Below are 23588 nucleotides of genomic sequence, written 5' to 3'. Positions count from 1 at the left end.
GTGGGGTCACCCGTCCCACCCTTTGCGCTGGTCACGCGGGCGAGTCGGGAGATCACCGTCGGTCAGCGGCGGGCGGCTCGCATACAGGGTGGCGCGGTGACCCGGGGGTGGTTCAGGCCACCGTGAGTCCGCCGCTCGCCCCGGCGTGCGCGCCGGTCCCGGTCCCGGGCGGCGGGCTGTCGAGGGCCTGGCGGATCCGGTGCGCCACCGCCGGGTGCACCGGCAGCGCGAGATGGCCGATCCCGCTCACCCGGACGTTGTCCGCCAGCAGATCGGGGTGGTCGACGCGGGCCGTCTCCAGCGGGTCCATCAGATGGTCCAGATCGCTCCAGAAGCTCACGAACCGGGTGCGGCAGCCGGGCGCCGGGAACGCCAGCTCCTCGATGACCTCGGAACCCGGGCGCATCTGGCGCACGATCGGGTGCGCGTCGGCCAGCGGCACCACCCGCGTCCCCGAGTGCGGGGTGCCGAGCGTGACCAGGGTGCGGACCCGCAGGTCACCGCCGAGCCGCTGGGCGTAGTAGCGCGCGATCAGGCCGCCCAGGCTGTGCCCGACGATGTCCACCTGATCGCTGCCCGTCCGCTCGCACAGGGCCTCGATGTGCCGGCCGAGCAGCTCGGCGGCGGCGCGGATGTCGCCGGTCAGCGGGGAGTAGTTGAGCGAGACCACCTGCCGGCGGCCGTGCTGGGTCAGATAGCGGCGCAGCAGGACGAAGACCGACCGGTTGTCGATGAAGCCGTGCAGCAGGATCACCGGGGGTCTGGGGGCGGTGGGCAGCCGGGTGGGGGCGGGGGTGTGGTCGCCGGTGGGGGTGCTGGTGCCGGTGGTGCCGGTGATGCTGGTGGTGGTGGGGATCGGGGTCGGGGCCGGGATGCTTCCCGGGGCGCCGCGCGGGGCGGCCGGAGTCGTGGGGCGGCGCTCCTGGACGATGCCGGACGGGTAGAGCAGCAGATGCCCCGCGAGAATCGCGAGGTCCAGCGCGGTCGCTTTCAACAGAGTCATGGAGACTCCGGCCAGTCGGTCCGGGAGCAGACTCCGGCACAGCGGTTGAAGAGTCTGAACGGTTTGAAAGGCTCTGAGGGTTTCAAGGCTTTCGAGGGTTTGAAAGGTGCGAAAGGGCAGCAGCACGCTGGTGACCTTCATGCCCGACCTCCCGTCGGCACACCCGGGGACGTCTCTGTCCCTCGGGGGCCCTCGTGGGAGACTGCGGTACGAGGCGACCGGTGTGCGGCGTGGTGGTACGGCGACCTCGTGGCGGCTCCCGGTGCGTGCGGTCCCTTCCGCGATCCCTGAACCGCGGACGCTTGCGGTGCGCCTGACCTGCCGGACCTGTCGACCGCGGAGCGTTGGGGGCGACGCGCTGTGAATAGGTCCCATTGTGTGATGTCCCCCTCGCCCCCGGCCGTGAAACTGCCGGCTGCGGCTCCGCTCGGGAGGCGTGCGGAGCGCAGGTGTGATATCGCCGGGAAGTGCGGCATATGTGTAGTGCGGGGCAGGCATGGATGACGTCGCTTCAGGGAGGCAGTGATGGGTGTGGCAGCCGGTCCGATCCGCGTGGTGGTGGCCAAGCCGGGGCTCGACGGGCACGACCGGGGCGCCAAGGTGATCGCGAGGGCGCTGCGCGACGCCGGTATGGAGGTCATCTACACCGGGCTCCACCAGACGCCCGAGCAGGTCGTCGACACCGCGATCCAGGAGGACGCCGACGCCATCGGTCTGTCCATCCTCTCCGGTGCCCACAACACGCTCTTCGCCGCCGTGATCGACCTGCTCAAGGAGCGCGACGCGGCGGACATCCTGGTCTTCGGCGGCGGGATCATCCCCGAGGAGGACATCCCGGAACTGACGGCGAAGGGCGTCGCCGCGATCTTCACACCGGGGGCGACGACGACATCCATCGTGGAGTGGGTGCGGGAGAACGTGGGGCAGGCGGCGGCGCCCTGAGGGCGGGCGGGCACCGGGGGCGGCCCTCATGTCCCTGACCAAATGTCCCTGGCCATCTGCGTGGCCCCGGCCGTAGCCGTCTGCGTGTCCCCTCGCCGTCTGCCTGCCTCTCGCCATCCGCGTGCCGCTAACCACCCGCATGCCCCCGGCCATCCGCCCTCCCCGCCAGCTCCTCCGCCATGGCCGCCCGCAGCCGCAGGGTCGTGACCAGGCGCTGGAACGCCTCCGCCCAGTACCCTCCGGCGCCGGGGGACGCGTCCTCCGGTTCCTCCGGCGCGGCCAGCAGGCCGTCCAGGCGGCCCGCCTCGGCGGGGTCGAGACAGCGCTCGGCCAGCCCCATCACCCCGCTGAAGCTCCACGGGTAGCTCCCCGCGTCCCGCGCGATGTTGAGCGCGTCGACCACCGCCCCGCCCAGCGGCCCCGACCACGGCACCGCGCACACCCCGAGCAACTGGAACGCCTCGGACAATCCGTGCGCGGCGATGAACCCGGCCACCCACGCCGCCCGTTCGCCCGCCTCCAGCGTCCCCAGCAGCCGGGCCCGCTCCGCCAGGGACACCGCCCCCGGCCCGCCCGACTCCGGCGCCGACGCGGTGCCGAGCAGCGCTCTCGCCCAGTCGGCGTTCCCCTGCCGTACCGCTGCCCGGCACCAGGCCGCGTGCAGATCGTTCCGCCAGTCGTCGGCCACCGGCAGCGCCACGATCCGCTCCGGCGTACGCCCCCCGAGCCGGGCGGACCAGGCCGTCAGCGGGGCCGCCTCCACCAACTGCCCGAACCACCACGACCGTTCGCCCCGGCCGCTCGGCGCCTTGGGTGCCACGCCGTCCCGCTCCATGCCCGCGTCGCACTCGTGCGGCGCCTCGACCACGATCACTGGCGTGCCCCGCAGCGGGTCCAGCGCCACGCACGACCCCGCCCGGACCGCCATCCGCCCCGCCAGCGCCGAACCCGGCAGCGCCGACAGCAGCTCCGCCGCCGTCGCCCGCACATTGCGGCTCCGGTCGGCCAGCGCCTGCTCAAGGAACGGCTCGTCGGTCCCCGTGAGTTCCACCCGCAGCGAGTCGAGGAACATCAGCCGGTCCTCGGCCCGCTCCGACGCCCAGCTCCCGGCGAGCAGCTCGCGCGCGGCGGCCGGTTCACGGGACCGCAGCGCCGCCAGCAGCGCGACCCGCTCGGCGAACAGCCCCTCCCCCCACAGCCGCCGTACACCCTCCCCGTCGTCCAGCCGGGGCAGCGCCGCCCCGCCGCCCGGTGTCGACCGCAGCGCGAACCGCCAGTCCGGGTTCAGCCGGGCCAGCCACAGGGCCCGCTGCCCGGCGAACGCCAGCGCCGCCGGGCGCAGATCCGTCCGTCCCCGGGCCGCGTCCAGCAGCGCGGGCAGGATCTCCGGGGGTGCCGCGTACCCGTGGTCGTTGGCCGCCGCCAGCCACTGGGGGAGCAGTTCCATCAGGTCCGGGGCGGCGCCGCGACGGCTTCCGGCGGCCGTGCCGGGGCGGTCGGCCAGGAACTGGGCGAGCCGGTGGGCGGCGGCCACCGGTAGCGCGGGGCGGGGGTCCCGGGGCGCGGGTTCCGGCCGGGGCGCGGCCCGCGCGGGACGTATCCCGGCCCGCCGCCGGACGGTCTCCAGCGCGGCGGCGTCCAGCAGCGCGCCCGGCGCCGCCGGTCCGGGCGCCACACCGGGCGGCGTACGGCGGTCGGTGCCGAGGAGGGCCGCGGTGACGAGGTCTTCCCAGGGAGGAGGAGGGGTGGGGGTGGGCATCTGGGTCCTTTCCCGGGTGGGCCTGGGGCGGTGTGGGTGGCGGTGTGGGTATCTAGGCGAGCCGTACGGCCTCCCCTCTCCCCTCCGGCCAGGCCGTCAGCGGGTGGAAGCCCTGGTGGCCGCACTCGCCGAAGACCTTGACGGGGGCGCCGCCCGACAGGGCGACCAGCCGCCAGAGGCCGGAGCGGCTGCGGGCGGCCGGGGTGAGCGGCAGGGCCGTGTCCCCGTCCGCGTCGGCCAGTTGCCAGGAGTCGCCGTCCGGGACCGGCACCACCCGGTCCAGCGTCACCGGGACCGAGTCCAGCCACGGATCCCGTCGCAGCGCGTCCCCGTAGCGCGCGGCGGCCTGCTCCGTCGTACCGCCCGGCGGACGGACGGCGCTGGGGGCGGCCGGCGCGAACTGCTCGCCCAGCGCGACCCGGAGCGGGTGGGCGCCGGGATACCCGGACACCTCGGCGTCCAGGGCGGCCCCGACCGGCAGCGCGATCTCCGGGGAACGGCCGGCCGCGCCGTACGACAGGATCAGCGCCGTACGCTCCGAGCCGGTGCCGTACAGCCAGATGCGGCGGGTCGTCAGTTTCGGGTCGACGGTGTCGTACTGGGCCAGGACCAGCCACTGGTCGCGTACCGGGGGGCCGACCGGCGTGGCGGGCAGGCCGATCCGGGAGCGGACCGTGGCCGCGAGGCCGTCCGGGAGCCGCTCGCGGCCGAGCCAGCCGCGGTCGAGGAGATGCAGCAGCGCGCACTCCTCCAGCAGTCGCACCGGCCAGCCCGGTCCGGACGCGGGTATCGCCCCCAACTCCCGCACCCGCGCCGCCAGCCCGGGTGCCTGGGCGTCGACCATCCGGGCCGCCGTCTCCTCCCAGAGCCCGTAGCCCGCCCCGTCCGCCGTGGCCAGACCGGCGCGCAGCAGATCGGCGAGGCGTTGCTCCAGCTCCAGGGCGCCCGCGGTGACCCGCTCCGCCCGGCGCTCGGCCCGGCGCCGCGCCGCCTCCGGATCGGCGGTGGCACCACCACTCGGCACGGACGCCGCCTGCTCCCTCCTCCCTTCTCTCCCCTCCCTCCACTGCGCCGCCCAGTCCGGCACCGGGCCCACCGGCACCACGGCGTCCCCGGCCGCCCAGAGCAGCAGCAGCCCCAGCGCGTGCTTGCACGGGAACTTACGACTGGGGCAACTGCACCGGTACGCGGGCCCGTCGGGATCCGCGATGTCCACCACCGTGCGATACGGCGTGCTGCCGCTGCCCTTGCACACTCCCCACACCGCCCCCTCGTCCGAACTGCCCGCCCCGGTCCACGGACCGGCCGCGCCGAGCTTGCTCCCGGCCTTGCGTGACGCCGCGTCAGGTGCCAGTGCCAGCACCTGGTCCGCGGTCCAGCGCACCCCCTGCTCAGTCATGACATCGAAGGTAGAACCCACCACTGACAATCGCCTTCGCGAGCACGTTTTCGCAGGTCAGGGCGATTGTCAGTGGCGTGGTGCATGGTGGAACCAGATCCGAACCGGCCGAGCTGGAGGGGACCTCAGCCATGTCCGTGTCTGTTGATGAGATGTCCGTGGACCCAGTCGATCCGCGGGCCAGCGGGGAGCACGCGTTCGCTCAGGAGAAGCACGGGAAGGACGGGAAGGACGGGAACCACGAGAAGGACGGGAAGCAGGAGGCGGAGGCGCTGCGGCCCCACGCCGAGGACGCCTTCGCCGGGGAACTCGCGGCGCTCGCCGCCCAGGACGACCGGCCGCGTCCGGCCCGCTGGCGGCTGTCGCCCTGGGCCGTGGCCACCTATCTGCTCGGCGGCACCCTGCCCGACGGCACGGTGATCACACCGAAGTACGTGGGCCCGCGCCGGATCGTGGAGGTCGCGGTCAGCACGCTGGCCACCGACCGCGCCCTGCTGCTGCTCGGCGTGCCGGGCACGGCCAAGACCTGGGTGTCCGAGCATCTGGCTGCCGCCGTCAGCGGTGACTCGACCCTCCTCGTCCAGGGCACGGCGGGCACCCCGGAGGAGGCGATCCGCTACGGGTGGAACTACGCGCAGTTGCTCGCCCACGGCCCCAGCCGGGACGCCCTGGTGCCCGGTCCGGTCATGCGGGCCATGGCCCTGGGCATGACGGCCCGGGTGGAGGAGCTGACCCGGATCCCGGCCGATGTCCAGGACTCGCTGATCACGATCCTGTCGGAGAAGACCCTGCCCCTTCCCGAGCTGGGTTCCGAGGTCCAGGCCGTGCGCGGCTTCAACCTCATCGCCACCGCCAACGACCGCGACCGCGGGGTCAACGAGCTGTCCAGCGCGCTGCGCCGCCGCTTCAACACGGTGGTGCTGCCGCTGCCGGAGAGCGTGGAGGCCGAGGTCGGCATCGTCTCGCGCCGGGTGGACCAGATCGGCCGCTCGCTGGACCTGCCGGCCGTACCCGACGGGGCCGACGAGATCCGCCGGGTGGTGACGGTCTTCCGGGAACTGCGCGACGGGGTCACCTCCGACGGCCGGACGAAGGTGAAGTCGCCGAGCGGCACGCTGTCCACGGCGGAGGCGATCTCCGTGGTGACCAACGGTCTCGCCCTCGCCGCGCACTTCGGGGACGGTGTGCTGCGGCCGGGCGATGTCGCGGCGGGCATCCTCGGGGCGGTGGTCCGCGATCCGGCGGCGGACCGGGTGGTCTGGCAGGAGTATCTGGAGGCGGTGGTCCGCGAGCGGGACGGCTGGACGGACTTCTACCGGGCGTGCCGGGAGGTCAGCGCATGAGGGGCGAAGCACGGCGGCGGGGGCAGCAGGGACAGCAGGGACATCGGCGACTGCGCTCGGACGATGACCTCGGGTGGCCCTTCGCTGACGACGACCTGGGCTGGCCCTTCGCGGGCCGGGAGGGGCGGCGGGCAGGGCGGGGAGCGGGCGGGGGGACGGGATGACGGCCACCACCGACACCGACGGGCACGCGGCGCCCGACGCCGGTACCAGCGCCGACGCCGGAGCCGGTACCACTGCCACCACCGACGCCGGTACGGGTGCCCACGCCGGTGTCGGGACCAATGCCGAGGCCGACGCCGGTACGGGCGCCCCTGCCGGTGCCGGGCCGCTGCTGCTGGGTGTGCGGCATCACGGGCCGGGGTCCGCGCGCGCGGTGCGGGCGGCGCTGGCGGCGGCGCGGCCCCACGCGGTGCTGATCGAGGGGCCGCCCGAGGCGGACGCGCTGGTCCCGCTGGTCGCCGACGCGGACATGCGCCCGCCCGTCGCACTGCTCGCCCACGCCGTGGACGAGCCCGGCCGCTCGGCGTTCTGGCCGTTCGCCGAGTTCTCCCCGGAGTGGATCGCCCTGCGCTGGGCGGTGGAGCACGGGGTTCCGGCCCGTTTCATCGACCTGCCCGCGACCCACACCCTGGCGTGGGGGAGCGAGGAGGAGAGTGCGGGCGGCGAGGGCGCGCAGGAGGAGGACGGCGGGCGGGGCGGCGGCCCCGGTGCCGTCCGGATCGACCCGCTCGCCGTGCTCGCCGAGACCGCCGGTCATGACGACGCCGAGCGGTGGTGGGAGGACGTGGTCGAGCACCGGGGGGTGGGCGGGGACGTCTTCGCCCCGTTCCGGGTGCTGGCGGAGGCCATGGGCGCCCTGCGCGAGGCGTACGGCGACGGCGGGGCCGGGCGGGATCTCGTGCGGGAGGCGTACATGCGGCTCCAGGTGCGGGCGGCGCGGCGGGAGTTCGGTGACGCGGTGGCCGTGGTGTGCGGGGCGTGGCATGTCCCGGCGCTGGCGCGGAAGGCGGCCGTGGCGGCGGACCGGGCGCTGGTGAAGGGGCTGCCCAGGGTCAAGGCGGAGCTGACCTGGGTGCCGTGGACGTACCGGCGGCTGGCGCGGGCCGGGGGATATGGGGCGGGTATCGAGTCGCCGGGATGGTACGGGCATCTGTTCGAGGTGCCGGACCGGCCGGTCGAGCGGTGGCTGGCAAAGGTGGCGGGGCTGCTGCGGGCCGAGGACATGGTGGTGTCGTCCGCCCATGTGATCGAGGCGGTCCGGCTGGCCGAGGCGCTGGCGGCGATGCGGGGGCGGCCGTTGCCGGGGCTCGGCGAGACCACCGACGCGGTGCGGGCGGTGCTGTGCGAGGGCTCGGACGTGCCGCTGGCGCTGGTGCGGGACCGGCTGGTGGTCGGCGAGGTGCTGGGCGAGGTTCCGGCGTCGGCCCCGGCGGTGCCGTTGCAGCGGGACCTGGACCGGGCGCAGCGCAGGCTCCGGCTGAAGCCCGAGGCGCGGGAGCGGGAGATGGAGCTGGATCTGCGCAAGGACACCGACGCCGGGCGCAGCAGGCTCCTGCACCGGCTGCGGCTGCTCGGCGTGGAGTGGGGCGAACCGGCCGGGTCCCGGGGCGGTACGGGCACCTTCCGGGAGACCTGGCGGCTGCGGTGGGAACCGGAGCTGGCGGTGCGGATCGCGGAGGCGGGGGTGTGGGGGACGACCGTGCTCGGCGCCGCGACCGCGAAGGCGGAGGGGGACGCGGTCGCCGCACCGGGGCTGGTCGAGGTCACGGCGCTCGCCGAGCGCTGTCTGCTGGCCGGGCTGCCGGAGGCGCTCCCCGCGGTGATGCGCGTCCTGGCCGACCGCGCGGCGCTCGACGCGGATGTCGGCCATCTGGCGCAGGCCCTGCCCGCGCTGGTCCGGGCACTGCGGTACGGCGACGTGCGGGGCACGGACACGCGGGCGCTGGCCGGGGTGGCGGCGGGGCTCGCCGAGCGGATCTTCGTCGGCCTGCCCCCGGCCTGCGCGGCCCTCGACCGGGAGGCGGCGCAGGAGATGCGGCGCCATGTGGACGCGGTGCACGGGGCGGTGGGGTTGCTGGGGGAGAGCGGCGGGGAGGCGGCGGCGGGCGGTGCGGGGGCCGATCCGGACCGGGGACAGGGCGGCGGGCTCTCCGGCGCGGGCGGGCTGCGGGAGCGGTGGCGGGACGTGCTGGGGGTGCTGGCCGGGTGGGACAGTGTGCCGGGGGTGATCCGGGGGCGGGCGGCGCGGCTGCTGCTGGACGACGGGCGGCTCGACCAGGACGGGGCCGCGCGGCTGCTGGGGCTGGCGCTGTCGCCGGGGACGCCACCGGGGGACGCCGCGGCCTGGATCGAGGGGTTCGTCGGGGGCGGCTCCGGGGGCGGGATGCTGCTGGTGCACGACGAACGGCTGCTGGGGCTGGTCGACACCTGGCTGACGGGGGTGTCGCCGGAGGCGTTCACGGATGTGCTGCCGCTGCTGCGGCGGACGTTCGCGGAGTACGAGGCGGGGGTGCGGCGCACGCTCGGTGAGCTGGTCCGCCGCGGGCCGGGGGAGCGGGCGGTGGCGGTCGGCGCGGGCGCCGGGGTGCCCGGCTTCGGCGACACCCTCGACCCGGACCGCGCGGGGGCGGTGGCGCCGGTGGTGCGGCTGCTGCTGGGGACGGCGAACGACGGACCCGGACTCATGGGGGTGGCGTGACCATGACGCAGGACAGGGAGGAAAGGGGGGACATGGAGGGCGCGGGGGCCACGGAGGCCATGCAGGCCACGGAGACTACCGGGGCTACCGGGGCCATGGAGGACCTGGCGGGCGCGCCCGGCGGGGTGGCGGGCGGCGGCGCGGGAACGGACCCGGCGCGGGAGCGGCTGCGGCGCTGGCGGCTGGTCCTCGGCGGCGGGGAGGGGGCCGACGGCACCGGATACGAGCCGGGCGGGCGGGACGCGGCGATGGACGGGGCGCTGACCGCGCTCTACGGAAAGCAGGGGGACAAGGGGCGCGCGGGGAAGGACCGCGCGGCGGGGCTCGGGGCGTCGGCGCCGGCGGTCGCGCGATGGCTCGGCGACATCCGGGCGTACTTCCCCTCCTCCGTGGTGCAGGTGATGCAGCGGGACGCGATCGACCGGCTCGGGCTGTCGACGCTGCTGCTGGAGCCGGAGATGCTGGAGGCCGTCGAGGCGGACGTGCACCTGGTCGGCACGCTGCTGTCGCTGAACAAGGCGATGCCGGAGACGACGAAGGAGACCGCCCGGGCGGTGGTGCGCAAGGTCGTCGACGATCTGGAGCAACGGCTCGCCACCCGCACCCGGGCCACCCTCACCGGGGCGCTCGACCGCAGCGCCCGGGTCAGCCGCCCCCGCCACCACGACATCGACTGGAACCGCACGATCGCCGCCAACCTCAAGCACTACCTCCCGGAGCACCGGACGGTGGTACCGGAGCGGCTGGTGGGGTACGGGCGGGCCGCGCGGTCGGTGCGGAAGGAGGTCGTGCTCTGCGTCGACCAGTCGGGGTCGATGGCGGCGTCGGTGGTGTACGCGTCGGTGTTCGGGGCGGTGCTGGCGTCGATGCGGTCGATCAGTACACGGCTGGTGGTGTTCGACACGGCGGTGGTGGACCTGACGGATCAGTTGGACGATCCGGTGGATGTGCTGTTCGGCACCCAACTCGGCGGTGGCACGGACATCAACCGGGCACTGGCGTACTGCCAGTCGAGGATCACCCGGCCCGCGGACACGGTGGTCGTGCTGATCAGCGATCTGTACGAGGGCGGGATCCGGGACGAGATGCTGAAGCGGGTGGCGGCGCTGAAGGCGTCGGGGGCGCAGTTCGTGACGCTGCTCGCGCTGTCGGACGAGGGGGCGCCCGCGTACGACCGGGAGCACGCGGCGGCGCTCGCCGCGCTGGGCGCGCCGGCGTTCGCCTGTACGCCGGATCTGTTCCCGGAGGTGATGGCCGCGGCGATCGAGAGACGGCCGCTGCCGATACCGGACACGGCGGCCCACCAGCGATAGGCCGCCCGGACGGCACCGCACCGGCACCGCACCGGCACCGGACTGGCGTCGGACCGGCACCGCACCGGGCACAGCACCGGCACCGCGCAGCACCGGCACCGCGCCGGCACCGGACGGCGCCGCCTCCCGCACCCCCCTATGGCACTCCGTGCCACGGATTGCGGCATCATGTGACGGGTATCACCGCTCAGGTGTGACTCTCGATTTAGGGGCCTTCCGGAAGCAGCGATAACCTGCGAGACGGACATGCCGCGCCCTCGGACACCGTGTGCGCATCCCCTGTGACCCAAGCGGACGTCACGTTGCCCTTCGCGGCACGCCCACGCATCCAACGAACCGCGAGATCACTGATAGGGACGGAAGCGCGTGGACCTGTTCGAGTACCAGGCGAGGGACCTCTTCGCCAAGCACGATGTACCGGTGCTGGCCGGTGAAGTCATCGACACGCCTGAGGCGGCGCGCGCAGCCACCGAGCGCCTGGGCGGCAAGTCCGTCGTCAAGGCCCAGGTGAAGGTCGGTGGCCGAGGGAAGGCCGGTGGCGTCAAGCTCGCCGCGACCCCGGACGAGGCCGTCGCCCGCGCGACGGACATCCTCGGGATGGACATCAAGGGCCACACGGTCCACAAGGTGATGATCGCCGAGACCGCGCCGGAGATCGTCGAGGAGTACTACGTCTCCTTCCTCCTCGACCGTGCCAACCGCACCTTCCTCTCCATCGCCTCCGTCGAGGGCGGCATGGACATCGAGGAGGTGGCCGCCACCCGTCCGGAGGCCGTCGCCAAGACCCCGATCGACGCGATCGACGGTGTGACGCCGGAGAAGGCGCGGGAGATCGTCGCCGCCGCGAAGTTCCCGGCCGAGGTCGCGGACAAGGTCGCCGATGTCCTGGTCACGCTGTGGGACGTCTTCATCAAGGAGGACGCCCTCCTGGTCGAGGTGAACCCGCTGGCCAAGGTCGCCTCCGGTGAGGTCCTCGCGCTCGACGGCAAGGTGTCGCTGGACGACAACGCCGAGTTCCGTCACCCCGACTTCGAGGAACTCCACGACAAGGCCGCGGCCAACCCGCTGGAGGCCGCCGCCAAGGAGAAGAACCTCAACTACGTCAAGCTGGACGGCGAGGTCGGCATCATCGGCAACGGCGCCGGGCTGGTCATGTCCACCCTGGACGTCGTCGCCTACGCCGGTGAGAACCACGGCAACGTCAAGCCGGCGAACTTCCTGGACATCGGTGGCGGTGCCTCCGCCCAGGTGATGGCCAACGGTCTGGAGATCATCCTCGGCGACCCGGACGTCAAGTCCGTCTTCGTCAATGTCTTCGGCGGCATCACCGCGTGCGACGAGGTCGCCAACGGCATCGTCCAGGCGCTCCAGCTTCTCGCGGACCGCGGTGACGAGGTCACCAAGCCGCTGGTCGTCCGGCTGGACGGCAACAACGCCGAGCTGGGTCGCAAGATCCTCACCGACGCCAACCACCCGCTGGTGCAGCGCGTCGACACCATGGACGGCGCGGCCGACAAGGCCGCCGAGCTGGCCCACGCCGCAAAGTAAGCACTCAGGACGAGGACACCACACACCATGGCTATCTGGCTCAACAAGGACAGCAAGGTCATCGTCCAGGGCATGACCGGCGCCACGGGCATGAAGCACACCAAGCTCATGCTGGGCGACGGCACCAACGTCGTGGGCGGCGTGAACCCGCGCAAGGCGGGGACGACCGTGGACTTCGACGGCACCGAGGTACCCGTGTTCGGGACCGTCAAGGAGGCCATCGAGCAGACCGGCGCGAACGTATCCGTGATCTTCGTACCGGAGAAGTTCACCAAGGACGCGGTGGTCGAGGCGATCGACGCCGAGATCCCGCTGGCCGTCGTGATCACCGAGGGCATCGCCGTGCACGACTCGGCGTCCTTCTGGGCGTACGCCGGGAAGAAGGGCGACAAGACCCGGATCATCGGCCCGAACTGTCCCGGCATCATCACCGTCGGCCAGTCCAACGTCGGCATCATCCCCGGCGACATCACCAAGCCGGGCCGGATCGGGCTCGTCTCGAAGTCCGGCACGCTGACGTACCAGATGATGTACGAGCTGCGGGACATCGGCTTCTCTACGGCGGTCGGTATCGGCGGTGACCCGATCATCGGGACCACCCACATCGACGCCCTCGCCGCGTTCCAGGACGACCCCGACACCGATCTGATCGTGATGATCGGCGAGATCGGCGGCGACGCGGAGGAGCGGGCGGCGGCGTTCATCAAGGAGAACGTGACGAAGCCGGTCGTCGGCTATGTCGCGGGCTTCACCGCGCCCGAGGGCAAGACGATGGGCCACGCGGGCGCGATCGTGTCCGGTTCGTCGGGTACGGCGCAGGCCAAGAAGGAGGCGCTGGAGGCGGCCGGAGTCAAGGTCGGCAAGACGCCGACCGAGACGGCGGAGCTGGCCCGCGAGATCCTGGCGGGCTGAACGCGGGATCCGATGCGCACGCCGGTGGGCCCGCACCCTGCGAGGGTGCGGGCCCACCGGCATCACGGCCAGCAGTGCGAGCACCACGCCGCCGCGCCCCCCCCACGCGCGGGACCCCGTCACTCCAGCGGTACGACTGCCTGCGGCCGAGGCGGGCCGGGGCGACGTGAGCCGCGAGGGCTTTCAGGGGCGCTGGGGGCACCCCCTCCGGGGGAGGAACCGCGCGATCAGCCCCCACCGGCCCGCACCCGGCGGCATACGGACCCGCCCCGCCCCCTCACTCCGCCACCGGAATCAACCGCTCCGGCCCCGCCGCCGCCTCCCCCCGCAGCTTCGCGCGCAGCTCGATCTGGGTGTCCGACAGCGGCCCCGGCGCCTGCCGGGGCGGCACCCCCCGTACCGTCTCCCCCGGCGCCACCGGTGGCTCGTACTGGGTGGGCGCGGTGCGCAGGGTCAGCGCCGTCGCGCCGATCAGCGCGACCGTGAACGCGATCGCCGCCCGCGTCCAGAACCGCGCCCGCCGCTCACCCGCCAGCCGCACCGGCTTCGGCTGGGACGCCCGCAGCCGCTCGGTGGAGGCCAGCCGGGTCAGCCGGTCGTGCAGCACCCCGGGATCGGACAGCTCCGGCAACCGCCCGGCGAGGGACTCGCGCGCGTGCATCAACCGGGTCGCCGCCGCCGGAGTGCTCGCCTCCGTCTCCGCCGCCGTCTCCGCGAGACCGAGCCCCACCCCGTCGTAGAGGAGCAGGGTGCGGCGGTGCGGGGGCGGGATTTCCAGCAGCGTGCCGAGCAGCGCGCGGTCCGCCGCGTCCGCCGGTGGGGCCTCCGGATGGCGGTAGCGCGGGCGGAACCGGTGCCAGGGGGAGAGCGCGTACTCGTACGCCGCCGCCCGGACCCAGCCCGCCGGGTCCCGGTCGACCGCCACCTCGGGCCAGCGCCCCCACGCCTGCTGGAACGCCCGCTCCACCGCCTCCCGCGCCAGTTCCCGCCGCCCGCACAGCAGATACGCCTGCCGGACGAGGGCGGGGGCGCAGTAGGTGTAGAGCGCGTCGAACGCCTGACCGGGGGTCAGGGCGGAGCGCGGCGGGGGCGGCGGGTCGGCGGACACCGGTTCCGCGACCGCCGTCACCGTCTGCGCGACGGCCGGCTTCACCGGCCCCTGACCCACGCCCACGGAAGCCACGGAGGAAACGGGGGACACGGAGGAAACGGGGGACACGGAAGAAGACGCGGAGGACGAGGGCATGCTCACTGGCTCCTGACGTGCTGTCACCCGGGCGCCCGCCGACGCACCGGCCTCGGATCCGGCGCGCTCCGGCTCGGCCAACCGGGCCAGCAGCCTCGCGTACGCCTCGCGCTTGCGTCCGCGCGGAGTGGTCCGGCCGTTCTCCCAGGCGCGTACCGTCTCTCGGGTGACGCCGACCTGGGTGGCGAGCTGAGCCTGCGTCAGTGAGGCGGCCTCACGCAGCCGTCGGCACTCCTTGGGCGGGGGGAGCGGAGTGGCAGGGCTCTGCGTCACAGGGCGCCCCTTCGCTCGAAAAAGTACATAAACACATATTGGGCGACACATCGGAGGTTCGCCTGTTACGACGGGAAAGCGCGTGTCGTTGGGAGCATGGCGCTCGTGATCCCGATGACCGATCGCCCCGCCGATGCCGACGCCGACGCACGCGCTGGCACCCACCCCGGCACCGCGCGCCCGTCCGGCCGCCGTCCACCCCTGCCGTGGCTGACGGCGCTGTCGTCCCTGCCCGCGCACCTCACCCACCGGCTCCCCAGGAGGGCGCTGCGCCGCCCCTCGTCCGGGCTCGTCGCGGGCGCGTGCGGCGGGGTGGTCGCCGCCGGGCTCGGCCTCGGTTCGTTCGCCGTCCTGGTGATGATGATGTGGATCAGCTCGCCCTACCCCGACAGCGGTCCCGGCGGCGCCCTGCATCTCGCCGCCTCCCTCTGGCTGCTCGCACACGGCGCCGAACTGATCCGCGCCGACACCCTCTCCGGCGTCCCCGCCCCGGTCGGCCTCACCCCGCTGCTGCTGCTCGCCGTGCCGCTCTTCCTGCTGCACCGCGCCGCCCGGGACGCCGTCGACCGCGCCGCCGAGGGCCACACCCCGGCCTCCGCGCGCACCGCCTGGACCGGGGTCGTCCTCGGCTATCTCGCCGTCGGCGCCGCCGCCGCGCTCTACGCCGACGGCGGCGACCTGCGCCCCTCCTGGCCCTGGGTCCTCGGCTGCGTCCCGCTGATCGCGGTACTGGCGGCCGGTGCCGGGGTCTGGACGGCGTACGGCAGGCCGCACGAGCCGCTGCTCGATGTGCTGGTGCTGCTGCCCCGGGCGGTGCGCCGCAGGCTGCTGCCGCCGGTGGCCCGGGACCGCCTCGGCGAGGCGCTGCGGGCCGCGGCGGCGGGTACGGCGGTACTGGTCGGCGGCGGTTCGCTGCTGGTCGCGGTCTCGCTGGTCGGGCACGGGACCGCCGCCGGAGCCGCCTTCGCGCAGTTGACGGAGGGCTGGTCGGGGCGGTTCGCGGTGTTCCTGCTCTGTCTGGCCCTGGTCCCGAACGCCGCCGTCTGGGGCGCCGCCTACGCGCTGGGTCCCGGATTCACCCTCGGTGTCGGCCAGATCGTCGGTCCGCTCGGCTCCGCCCCCGGGCCGCTCCTGCCGCCGTTCCCGCTTCTGTCCGCCGTACCGTCCGCAGGACCCGGCACGCCCTTCACCTGGGCCGCCGCCGCGGTTCCGGTGGCGGCCGGGCTGACCCTGGGCTGGTTCATGGCGGCGGCGGCCGTGCATGTCCCGGACGCCGGGTCCGAGACCGTCTCCGAGCCCGGCGCACCGCCCTGGCCGCCCCTGCCGCCCTGGTCCGCCCGGCGCACGATGTCCCTCACCCTGCTGGCCGCCATCCTCTGCGCCGCCGCCTTCGCCCCGCTCGCCGCCCTGTCCGGCGGCCCGCTGGGCGTCGCGGCGCTGGCCGACTTCGGCCCGCTGGGGTGGCAGACCGGTGTGGCGGCCCTGGCCTGGACCACGGCCCTGGGCATCCCGACCGCCCTGACCGTACGGGCCTGGCGACTCAGAACCACCCGCAGGTCCACCCGGAAGAAACCGCAGAAGCCGGAGGAGCCGACGAGGCCGGGGAAGCCGGTGAGGTCGGAGAAGCCGGGGAAGCCGGTGAGGTCGGAGAAGCCGGAGACCGCGCATGCCGCGCAGGCCGCGGAGAACACCGGCGCCGCCCCCGATCCCACAGAAGCCGAAGAAGCGGCAGAGCAGCCGCCGGAACCGAAGGAACGGACGGAGCCACCGGCCCCCGCCACCACCCCCGCCACCATCACCCCCACCCCCAGCCCCACCGACCCCCAGCCCCCGGAGCCCCCCGGCGACCACTAGCCCCCAGCGGAGTGCTACCCCCCCTGCCCCAGCACATCCCGCAACTGCTCCGGCAGCAACTGATCGCAGGACTGCCGCTGCTCATTGGTGAGGGCGTCGCTGCGGCAGGTGTAGTAGTCGCGGTAGACGAGCTGGGCCACGAAGGTCGCCGCCACCAGCACGATCGCCAGCGACGCCGTCACGATCCCGCTGACCGCCGCCGTGGTCTGCGGACGCCCCGTCGGCTGCGGAGCGGGGTTGTCCGGATCCTGTGTGCGCGGCTTGGCGTGCAGCGCGCTGATGCCCCAGTACAGGGCGAGCGCGCCGAGCAGCAGCGCCACATACGGCCAACTGAAGAGGGCGAAGAAGAACGCCCACATCCCGCTCAGCAGCGCGTACCGCGCGCGTCTCTGGGCGGGGTCGGTCGGGTCCCAGCGGGAACCGGGACCACCCGAGCCGCCGCCCCCGGGGCCCTCGGGACGGCCACCGGGCCGGTCGCCGAAGCCGCCGCCGGAGCGGCCGGGCTGCCGGTCGCTCCACTGGCCGCCCCAGGCCGGACGCCCGCCCTCGCCCCCGCGCGATCCGTCCTCCGAAGGCCCCGACGACCCGTCCGACCCCTCCGGGCGGCGCGGCTGCCACGGCTGGTCGGGCCTGCCCTCGGGCGGCGGCGCGAAGGGGTTGTCGGCCTGCCCGGAGTTCCCTGAGTCACCGGAGTTCCCTGAACTGCCGGGGCTTCCGGAGTTCCCGGGCGAGGTGTCCGGTGTGGACGAAGGGCGCTCCCGCAGCAGCACACCGCTGCGCCGCCCACCCCGCTCCGGCAGCGGGGTCGACATGAGGAGTCGCGGAGTGCGGTCCGGCATCAAGTGAGCGTCATCCCTTGGTGGTCGAGGCGTGGTCGGAGCAATTAGGAACGTGGTCGGAACGTCGTCGGGGGGCGTCGTCGAAGCGTGATCGAAGCGGAGCGGTACGGCTCGGGCAGTCGGGGCTGGCAGTGCGGTGACCGGGCCGTCACCATCTGAAACGCTTCGTGCCCCACGCACGTTCCCGACCCGGCTCCCCCAGACGCTACCTTCCGGCCACGCCCCCGTCCCGTGGGGGCCGTCCGGTGTGCCGGTATCGTTGCTGACGGTCGGCCGCTTCGTAGGCTTCCCCGTATCCGAGGGCGCGAAGCATTCGTACGAACGTACATGCCGCCCAGGCGCACCCCCCGAATCAGAAAGGGCCGAACCCGTGGTCGAGCGTGTCAAGCGCCTCGTCGTGCTGGTCTCCGGATCCGGTACCAATCTCCAGGCGCTGCTCGACGGGATCGCAGCGACCGGCACCGCCCGCTACGGCGCCGAGATCGTGGCCGTGGGCGCCGACCGCACCGGCATCGAGGGACTGGCCCGCGCCGAGCGCGCCGGGCTGCCGACCTTCGTCCGGCGGGTGAAGGACTACCCGGCCCGCGAGGAGTGGGACGCCGCTCTCGCCGAGGCCGTGGCCGCCTACGAACCCGACCTGGTGGTGTCCGCCGGGTTCATGAAGATCGTCGGCAAGGAGTTCCTGGCCCGGTTCGGCGGCCGGTTCGTGAATACGCACCCCGCGCTGCTGCCCAGTTTTCCCGGCGCCCACGGCGTCCGTGACGCGCTCGCGTACGGGGCCAGGGTCACCGGCTGCACCGTCCACTTCGTCGACGACGGCGTCGACACCGGCCCGATCATCGCTCAGGGCGTGGTCGAGATCCGGGACGAGGACGACGAGAGCGCGCTGCACGAGCGCATCAAGGAAGTCGAGCGAAGGCTGCTCGTCGATGTCGTGGGGCGGCTCGCCCGCAACGGCTATCGCATCGAGGGACGAAAGGTAGTTATCCCGTGACCGCCAACGAGACCGCCAGTGCCGGGACCGTCAGTGCCGGGACCGCCAGTGCCGGGACCGCCAGTGCCGGGACCGTGAGTGCCGAGACGGCCACCGCCGAGAGCAGCACCAAGCGGCCGATCCGCCGGGCGCTGATCAGTGTCTACGACAAGACCGGCCTCGAAGAGCTGGCGCGCGGCCTGCACGAGGCGGGCGTCGCCCTCGTCTCCACCGGCTCCACGGCCGGGCGGATCGCCGCCGCCGGGGTCCCGGTGACCAAGGTCGAGGAGCTGACCGGCTTCCCCGAGTGCCTGGACGGCCGGGTCAAGACCCTGCACCCCAAGGTGCACGCGGGCATCCTCGCCGACCTGCGTCTCGCCACCCACCGCGAGCAGCTCACCGAGCTGGGCGTCGAGCCCTTCGACCTGGTCGTCGTGAACCTCTACCCGTTCCGCGAGACGGTCGCCTCCGGCGCCTCCCCCGACGAGTGCGTGGAGCAGATCGACATCGGCGGACCCTCCATGGTCCGCGCCGCCGCCAAGAACCACCCGTCCGTGGCGGTCGTCACCAGCCCCGCCCGGTACGCGGACGTCCTCGCCGCGGCCACCGCGGGAGGCTTCGACCTCGCCACCCGCAAGCGCCTGGCCGCCGAGGCGTTCCAGCACACCGCCGCCTACGACGTGGCGGTGGCCAACTGGTTCGCGACCGAGTACGCCCCGGTCGACGACTCCCCCTTCCCCGACTTCCTGGGCGCCACCTGGGAGCGCGAGAACACCCTGCGCTACGGCGAGAACCCGCACCAGCCAGCCGCCCTCTACACCGACCCCGCGGGTGGGGGTCTCGCCCGCGCGGAGCAGTTGCACGGCAAGGAGATGTCGTACAACAACTACACGGACACGGACGCCGCCCGCCGGGCCGCCTACGACCACGACGAGCCCTGCGTCGCGATCATCAAGCACGCCAACCCCTGCGGGATCGCGATCGGCACGGATGTCGCCGAGGCGCACCGCAAGGCGCACGCCAGTGATCCGCTGTCGGCGTTCGGCGGGGTGATCGCGGTGAACCGCCCGGTCAGCAAGGAGATGGCGGAGCAGGTCGCCGAGATCTTCACCGAGGTCATCGTGGCCCCGGACTACGAGGACGGCGCCCTGGAGGCCCTCGCCCGCAAGAAGAACATCCGGGTCCTCAAGGCGCCGGGCGCCCCCGCCAACGCGGTCGAGGTCAAGGCCGTCGACGGCGGCGCCCTGCTCCAGGTCACCGACCGCCTCCAGGCCGACGGCGACGACCCGGCCCACTGGACCCTGGCGACCGGCGAGGCCCTCGACCCCGCCGCACTCCGTGAGCTGGCCTTCGCCTGGAAGGCGTGCCGCGCGGTGAAGTCCAACGCGATCCTGCTGGCCAAGGACGGTGCCTCGGTCGGCGTCGGCATGGGCCAGGTCAACCGGGTCGACTCCGCGAAGCTCGCCGTCGAGCGGGCGGGCGCCGAGCGCGCCCGGGGCGCCTACGCCGCCTCCGACGCGTTCTTCCCCTTCCCGGACGGCCTGGAGATCCTCACCGACGCCGGGGTCAGGGCGGTCGTCCAGCCGGGCGGTTCGGTCCGTGACGACCAGGTCGTGGAGGCGGCGAAGAAGGCGGGCGTGACGATGTACTTCACGGGGACGCGGCACTTCTTCCACTGACGGACGGCTCGTCGGCGACGAGTTCGCACCAGACGGTTCTGCCGCCCGCCTGCGCCTTCACACCCCAGCGCCGGGCGATCACCCCGACCAGCAGCAGCCCCCGGCCGGACTCGTCGTACCGGTGCGGATACCGCGCCAGGAGCAGCGCGGGCGGCCCGGCGTCCGTGACCTCCAGTCGGGTGGTGCCGCTGGGCCCGGGGCAGACCCGCACCGTCACGGGCGTGCCCTCGCCGACATGCCGGATCACATTGGTCAGCAACTCACTGAGACAGAGCAGGACGTCGGGGCAGGGGTCGCCGAGATACGCCCCGACGACCCGCCGAGCCTCGGGCACGGCACGGGGGACGGCGACGATATCGAGCACGAGATGCTCGGAGACGAATCGCGGGGGTGGGTGGGGGGACATGGGAGTACGCCTCCGTGTGCGGGGTGTGACGAATCCCTCACAGAGTGATGTCAAGACGCGTACGGTGAAAGGGGTTTCGGCTGGACACGAGCAACTGTTGAACGGTGGTGATGGTTGTGCCCGCGAAGAAGGACCCCGACGCGTCCGAGAACATCCCCTGCTTTTACGGCGCCGAGTTGCGGTATCGCCGGGAGCAGGCGGGGCTGACGTTGGAGCAGTTGGCCGAGGGCAGCTATCGGGGGGTTTCGTACCTCAGCCTGATCGAGCGCGGCGAGCGCCGGATGCCGATCGACCTGGCCCGGCATGTGGACAAGACATTGGGGACGGACGGGTTTTTCGAGCGGCGGTGTGAAGACGCCTCCAAGGCGCGGCGCACGGGACATTCCGCGAACTTCGAGGATGTGCCCGACCTGGAGAAGGAGGCGGTGTCGCTGGAGGAGTGGCAGCCCGAGGTCATCCCCGGCCTGCTCCAGACGGAGGCGTACATGCGCGGGCTCATCCGCCATGGAGCCCCGTACACCAAGCCGGAGGCGGCGGAAGAGCGCATCAGTGCGCGCATGGCACGTGCGAAGCTGTGGGAACTTCCCGACCGTCCTGAGTACTGGGGGATCGTGCGGGAGTCGGTCATCCGGAACACGCCGCTCTCAGCCGCTGTGATGGCCGAGCAGTTGGAGCACGTTTCCGCCCTGATCCGTTCCACGGAGAGCATCTTCCAGATCGTTCCGGAAACGACCTTCTGGCACCCCCTCAGGCGCGGCACCGCCAAGATCATGACCTTTGCCGATGCCCCGCAACTGGTGTGGTCGGACGGCAACTTCGTGGGCCAGATGATCGACTATCCACCTCTCGTGCGTCAGTACCGCCGCGCGTACGATCTGCTCCGGGCCGCCGCCCTGTCACCGGAGGCGTCCCTGACACTGATCGACGAAGTAGCGAGGACCTACAGAGATGAAGCCGACAAGGAAGGCCGACCTGCGTAGCGCGGCCTGGCGCAAGAGCAGCTTCAGCGACGAGTACGGCGCCGACTGCGTCGAAGTCGCCACCAACCTCCCCGGCATAACCCCCGTCCGCGACACCAAAACCCCCAACGGCCCCACCCTCCTGGTCTCCACAAACGCCTGGGCCGCCTTCGTCTCCGCCGTGCAGGCGTGACGAGGCGGCCCTCGGTCGGCTCGGTACCGGTCAGTACCGCGGGCGGTTGAACCACGCCTTGCCGTTGGCGTTGCCCGCGAACACGGCTATCAGGATGCCGAGCACGAGGTGGATGATGCCGAAGACGGTGAACGGGTAGATGGCGATCACCGCCGTCAAAATGCCGAACACCAGGATCGTCACCCGCGCGCCGCTACCGCCGGACTTGAACTTGGTGGCGAGTACGGCCGCCCACACCAGCCAGGCCAGCGCCAGTGCGATGAGGCCCCACAGCACGCCGGTCGAGTAGCCGGAGAGATCATCGAACGCCGGGTCGTCCTCCAGTTGGTCGACCGTGAACGCGGCGAAGGCGAACAGCACCACGCCGATGGCCTGGAGTCCGGCGATCACCCACAGCAGCACCCGGGCGGTGCTCACCGTGCCCGGCATCGTGGTCAGCACGGGGACGCCCTCCCCGTACGGGCTGACCGGCGGTGCCTGCGGGTAGCCGTACCCCGGGTGGGGCGGCTGCTGGCCCCCCTGGGGCGCGCCATAGGGGTTGTTCTGGTCGCCGAAACTCATGGCGGGGATTCCTCCGATGTCACTGGGTGCGGGGACGGCGCGCGGCGGCACGGTGTGGAGGAGAAGGAGTCACAGAAAGCGGTTTCGTCCCCCCGGTACTGCCCGCGGCACTGTCTTCACATCGTTCTTCAGCCCTGGCTGGATTGTCCAGCCGCGGGCGGGATGTGTTGTGCAAGTGCAACATCACCGATCTTGGGAGGATCGGCGGCCGGAGGCGATTGGAACGAAGGGGCGGTCATCCGGGAGGATGGGGCGCATGACCGCCCAGATTCTCGATGGCAAGGCCACCGCAGCCGCGATCAAGTCCGATCTGACCGTCCGCGTGGCGGCGCTGAAGGAGAAGGGCGTCACGCCCGGCCTCGGCACGATCCTGGTCGGGGACGACCCCGGCAGCCGCAAGTACGTCGCCGGCAAGCACCGCGACTGCGCCGAGGTCGGTATCGCCTCCCTCCAGCGCGAGCTGCCCGCCACGGCGACCCAGGAGGAGATCGAGGCGGTCGTCCGGGAGCTGAACGACGACCCGGAGTGCACCGGCTACATCGTGCAGCTCCCACTGCCCCGGGGCATCGACGAGAACCGGATCCTGGAGCTGATGGACCCGGACAAGGACGCCGACGGCCTGCACCCCATGAACCTCGGCCGGCTCGTCCTCAACGAGCCCGCCCCCCTGCCCTGCACCCCCAACGGCATCCTCACCCTGCTGCGCCGCTACGGCGTGGAGATCAAGGGCGCCGAGGTGGTGGTCGTCGGCCGCGGCGTCACCATCGGCCGCCCGATGCCCCTCCTCCTCACCCGCCGCACCGAGAACGCCACGGTGACCCAGTGCCACACCGGCACCCGCGATCTCGCCGCCCACCTCAAGCGCGCGGACATCATCGTCGCCGCCGCGGGCTCCGCCCACCTGGTGCGCGCCGAGGACGTCAAGCCGGGCGCGGCCGTCCTGGACGTGGGCGTCTCGCGCAACGCCGAGGGCAAGATCGTCGGCGATGTCCACCCGGATGTGGCCGAGGTCGCCGGTTTCCTCTCCCCGAACCCCGGCGGGGTCGGCCCGATGACCCGGGCCCAATTGCTGGTCAACGTGGTCGAGGCGGCGGAGCGCAGTGTCGGCTGACGGCAGGACCGAGGAGCAGCGCGCCGACGCCGGCGCCGGATCCGGTTCTGACCCGGGTTCCGGTTCCGACCCGGGTTCCGGCTCCGGTCCGGAGGGCGCCGCCGCGTACGAGGATCTCGCGGTGACCGACGCGGTCAGCGCCCCGGACGCCGAGGGCCGGCCGCGCCGGACCACCCGGCGCTTCCCCCTGTTCACCCGCGACACCGCCCGCCCCGAGGGCGGCGGCCGGGCAGCCGGCGGCGACGCCCCCGCCCCGGCCCGCCAGTGGCCGATGCTGCTGGTGCTGTCCCTGGTCGGCCTCGGTCTGCTGGTGACCGCCCTCGACGTGTTCCGGGTCGGCACGCTGCTGATCGGCGCCGGGCTGCTGGCGGGCGCGGTCCTGCGGTTCGTACTGCCCGGCGTCGGCATGCTCGCCGTCCGCTCCCGCTTCACGGACATCGCCACCTACGGGGTGCTGGGGCTGTCGATCGTGCTGCTGGCGCTGATGGCCCAGCCGGACCCGCTGCTGAGGATCCCGTTCCTCAAGGACGCCCTGCACTTCACCGTCGACCAGTAGCCCGCCCGCGTGCCGCGG

The 23588-nt window shown here is 73.3% G+C and carries 20 protein-coding genes; 13 read left to right on the top strand and 7 right to left on the bottom strand.

Translation table 11 applies throughout. From position 1 onward, the window contains the following. Positions 1-112: 112 nt before the first annotated feature. Positions 113-1144: an alpha/beta fold hydrolase gene (locus tag AB0O01_RS12385; protein WP_365312711.1), complete on the bottom strand. Its 1032-nt coding sequence runs from the start codon at positions 1142-1144 to the stop codon at positions 113-115. 384 nt (positions 1145-1528) lie between these two features. On the opposite strand from AB0O01_RS12385, the gene AB0O01_RS12380 reads away from it, so the two are divergent. Next, entirely contained in the window at positions 1529-1945 is a 417-nt protein-coding gene (locus AB0O01_RS12380) for a cobalamin B12-binding domain-containing protein (protein WP_365312709.1), read from the top strand. A 127-nt stretch (positions 1946-2072) separates the two neighbouring features. Here the strand turns inward: AB0O01_RS12380 and AB0O01_RS12375 are convergent, their stop codons facing one another. Then, positions 2073-3704: a DUF5691 domain-containing protein gene (locus tag AB0O01_RS12375; protein WP_365312708.1), complete on the bottom strand. Its 1632-nt coding sequence runs from the start codon at positions 3702-3704 to the stop codon at positions 2073-2075. A gap of 52 nt (positions 3705-3756) precedes the next feature. Continuing rightward, positions 3757-5103 carry an SWIM zinc finger family protein gene (locus tag AB0O01_RS12370; RefSeq protein WP_365312706.1) on the bottom strand — a complete coding sequence of 449 codons (1347 nt, stop codon included), beginning with the start codon at positions 5101-5103 and terminating at the stop codon, positions 3757-3759. A gap of 152 nt (positions 5104-5255) precedes the next feature. Between AB0O01_RS12370 and AB0O01_RS12365 the strand changes: the two genes are divergently transcribed. From AB0O01_RS12365 to sucD, 5 genes are all read left to right on the top strand, one after another. Next, complete coding sequence (locus tag AB0O01_RS12365; protein WP_365312704.1) at positions 5256-6446, top strand: AAA family ATPase; 1191 nt, start codon at positions 5256-5258, stop codon at positions 6444-6446. 160 nt (positions 6447-6606) lie between these two features. Beyond that, on the top strand, positions 6607-9147 hold the full coding sequence (locus AB0O01_RS12360; RefSeq protein WP_365312703.1) for a DUF5682 family protein: 2541 nt from the start codon (positions 6607-6609) through the stop codon (positions 9145-9147). A 95-nt stretch (positions 9148-9242) separates the two neighbouring features. Further along, positions 9243-10460 (top strand): VWA domain-containing protein, encoded by a 1218-nt coding sequence (locus AB0O01_RS12355; RefSeq protein ID WP_365313124.1) that lies wholly within the window; start codon positions 9243-9245, stop codon positions 10458-10460. A 366-nt stretch (positions 10461-10826) separates the two neighbouring features. Then, positions 10827-12008, top strand: coding sequence for an ADP-forming succinate--CoA ligase subunit beta (sucC, locus tag AB0O01_RS12350; RefSeq protein ID WP_365312702.1), 1182 nt, complete (start codon positions 10827-10829; stop codon positions 12006-12008). A gap of 27 nt (positions 12009-12035) precedes the next feature. Then, entirely contained in the window at positions 12036-12920 is an 885-nt protein-coding gene (gene sucD / locus AB0O01_RS12345; protein WP_365312701.1) for a succinate--CoA ligase subunit alpha, read from the top strand. Positions 12921-13197: 277 nt separating this feature from the next. On the opposite strand, the gene AB0O01_RS12340 is transcribed toward sucD, so the two are convergent. Further along, positions 13198-14439 (bottom strand): helix-turn-helix domain-containing protein, encoded by a 1242-nt coding sequence (locus AB0O01_RS12340; protein ID WP_365312700.1) that lies wholly within the window; start codon positions 14437-14439, stop codon positions 13198-13200. Positions 14440-14535: 96 nt separating this feature from the next. On the opposite strand from AB0O01_RS12340, the gene AB0O01_RS12335 reads away from it, so the two are divergent. Continuing rightward, the gene (locus AB0O01_RS12335; protein WP_365312698.1) at positions 14536-16293 is read left to right on the top strand and encodes a DUF6350 family protein; all 1758 of its coding nucleotides are present in this window, start codon (positions 14536-14538) and stop codon (positions 16291-16293) included. Between the two features lie 14 nt (positions 16294-16307). Here the strand turns inward: AB0O01_RS12335 and AB0O01_RS12330 are convergent, their stop codons facing one another. After that, positions 16308-17132: a hypothetical protein gene (locus AB0O01_RS12330; RefSeq protein ID WP_365312696.1), complete on the bottom strand. Its 825-nt coding sequence runs from the start codon at positions 17130-17132 to the stop codon at positions 16308-16310. A gap of 370 nt (positions 17133-17502) precedes the next feature. On the opposite strand from AB0O01_RS12330, the gene purN reads away from it, so the two are divergent. Together purN and purH are read left to right on the top strand one after the other, a co-directional pair. Beyond that, positions 17503-18126 (top strand): phosphoribosylglycinamide formyltransferase, encoded by a 624-nt coding sequence (gene purN, locus AB0O01_RS12325; protein WP_365312694.1) that lies wholly within the window; start codon positions 17503-17505, stop codon positions 18124-18126. 74 nt (positions 18127-18200) lie between these two features. Beyond that, positions 18201-19784 (top strand): bifunctional phosphoribosylaminoimidazolecarboxamide formyltransferase/IMP cyclohydrolase, encoded by a 1584-nt coding sequence (gene purH, locus AB0O01_RS12320; protein ID WP_365313123.1) that lies wholly within the window; start codon positions 18201-18203, stop codon positions 19782-19784. Here the strand turns inward: purH and AB0O01_RS12315 are convergent. Next, positions 19756-20190: an ATP-binding protein gene (locus AB0O01_RS12315; protein ID WP_365312692.1), complete on the bottom strand. Its 435-nt coding sequence runs from the start codon at positions 20188-20190 to the stop codon at positions 19756-19758. The two genes, purH and AB0O01_RS12315, sit on opposite strands and share 29 nt — an antisense overlap. A 116-nt stretch (positions 20191-20306) precedes the next feature. Here AB0O01_RS12315 and AB0O01_RS12310 point away from each other — a divergent pair, with 116 nt between their 5' ends. Next, positions 20307-21170 carry a helix-turn-helix transcriptional regulator gene (locus tag AB0O01_RS12310; RefSeq protein WP_365312691.1) on the top strand — a complete coding sequence of 288 codons (864 nt, stop codon included), beginning with the start codon at positions 20307-20309 and terminating at the stop codon, positions 21168-21170. Continuing rightward, positions 21139-21342, top strand: coding sequence for a DUF397 domain-containing protein (locus AB0O01_RS12305; RefSeq protein ID WP_365312690.1), 204 nt, complete (start codon positions 21139-21141; stop codon positions 21340-21342). The genes AB0O01_RS12310 and AB0O01_RS12305 overlap by 32 nt, the downstream gene beginning before the upstream one ends. Positions 21343-21372: 30 nt before the next feature. Here the strand turns inward: AB0O01_RS12305 and AB0O01_RS12300 are convergent, their stop codons facing one another. Continuing rightward, positions 21373-21903, bottom strand: coding sequence for a hypothetical protein (locus tag AB0O01_RS12300; RefSeq protein ID WP_365312688.1), 531 nt, complete (start codon positions 21901-21903; stop codon positions 21373-21375). A gap of 256 nt (positions 21904-22159) precedes the next feature. On the opposite strand from AB0O01_RS12300, the gene AB0O01_RS12295 reads away from it, so the two are divergent. Both AB0O01_RS12295 and AB0O01_RS12290 read left to right on the top strand, forming a co-directional pair. Beyond that, positions 22160-23014, top strand: coding sequence for a bifunctional methylenetetrahydrofolate dehydrogenase/methenyltetrahydrofolate cyclohydrolase (locus AB0O01_RS12295; protein ID WP_365312687.1), 855 nt, complete (start codon positions 22160-22162; stop codon positions 23012-23014). Positions 23015-23135: 121 nt separating this feature from the next. After that, positions 23136-23570, top strand: coding sequence for a DUF3017 domain-containing protein (locus AB0O01_RS12290; RefSeq protein ID WP_365313121.1), 435 nt, complete (start codon positions 23136-23138; stop codon positions 23568-23570). Positions 23571-23588 lie beyond the last annotated feature (18 nt).

It is taken from the genome of Streptomyces sp. NPDC093252, assembly GCF_040683675.1.
Taxonomy (GTDB): domain Bacteria; phylum Actinomycetota; class Actinomycetes; order Streptomycetales; family Streptomycetaceae; genus Streptomyces.
Note: the sequence above shows the minus strand (reverse complement) of the source record. Positions and strands in the feature narration are given on the sequence as shown.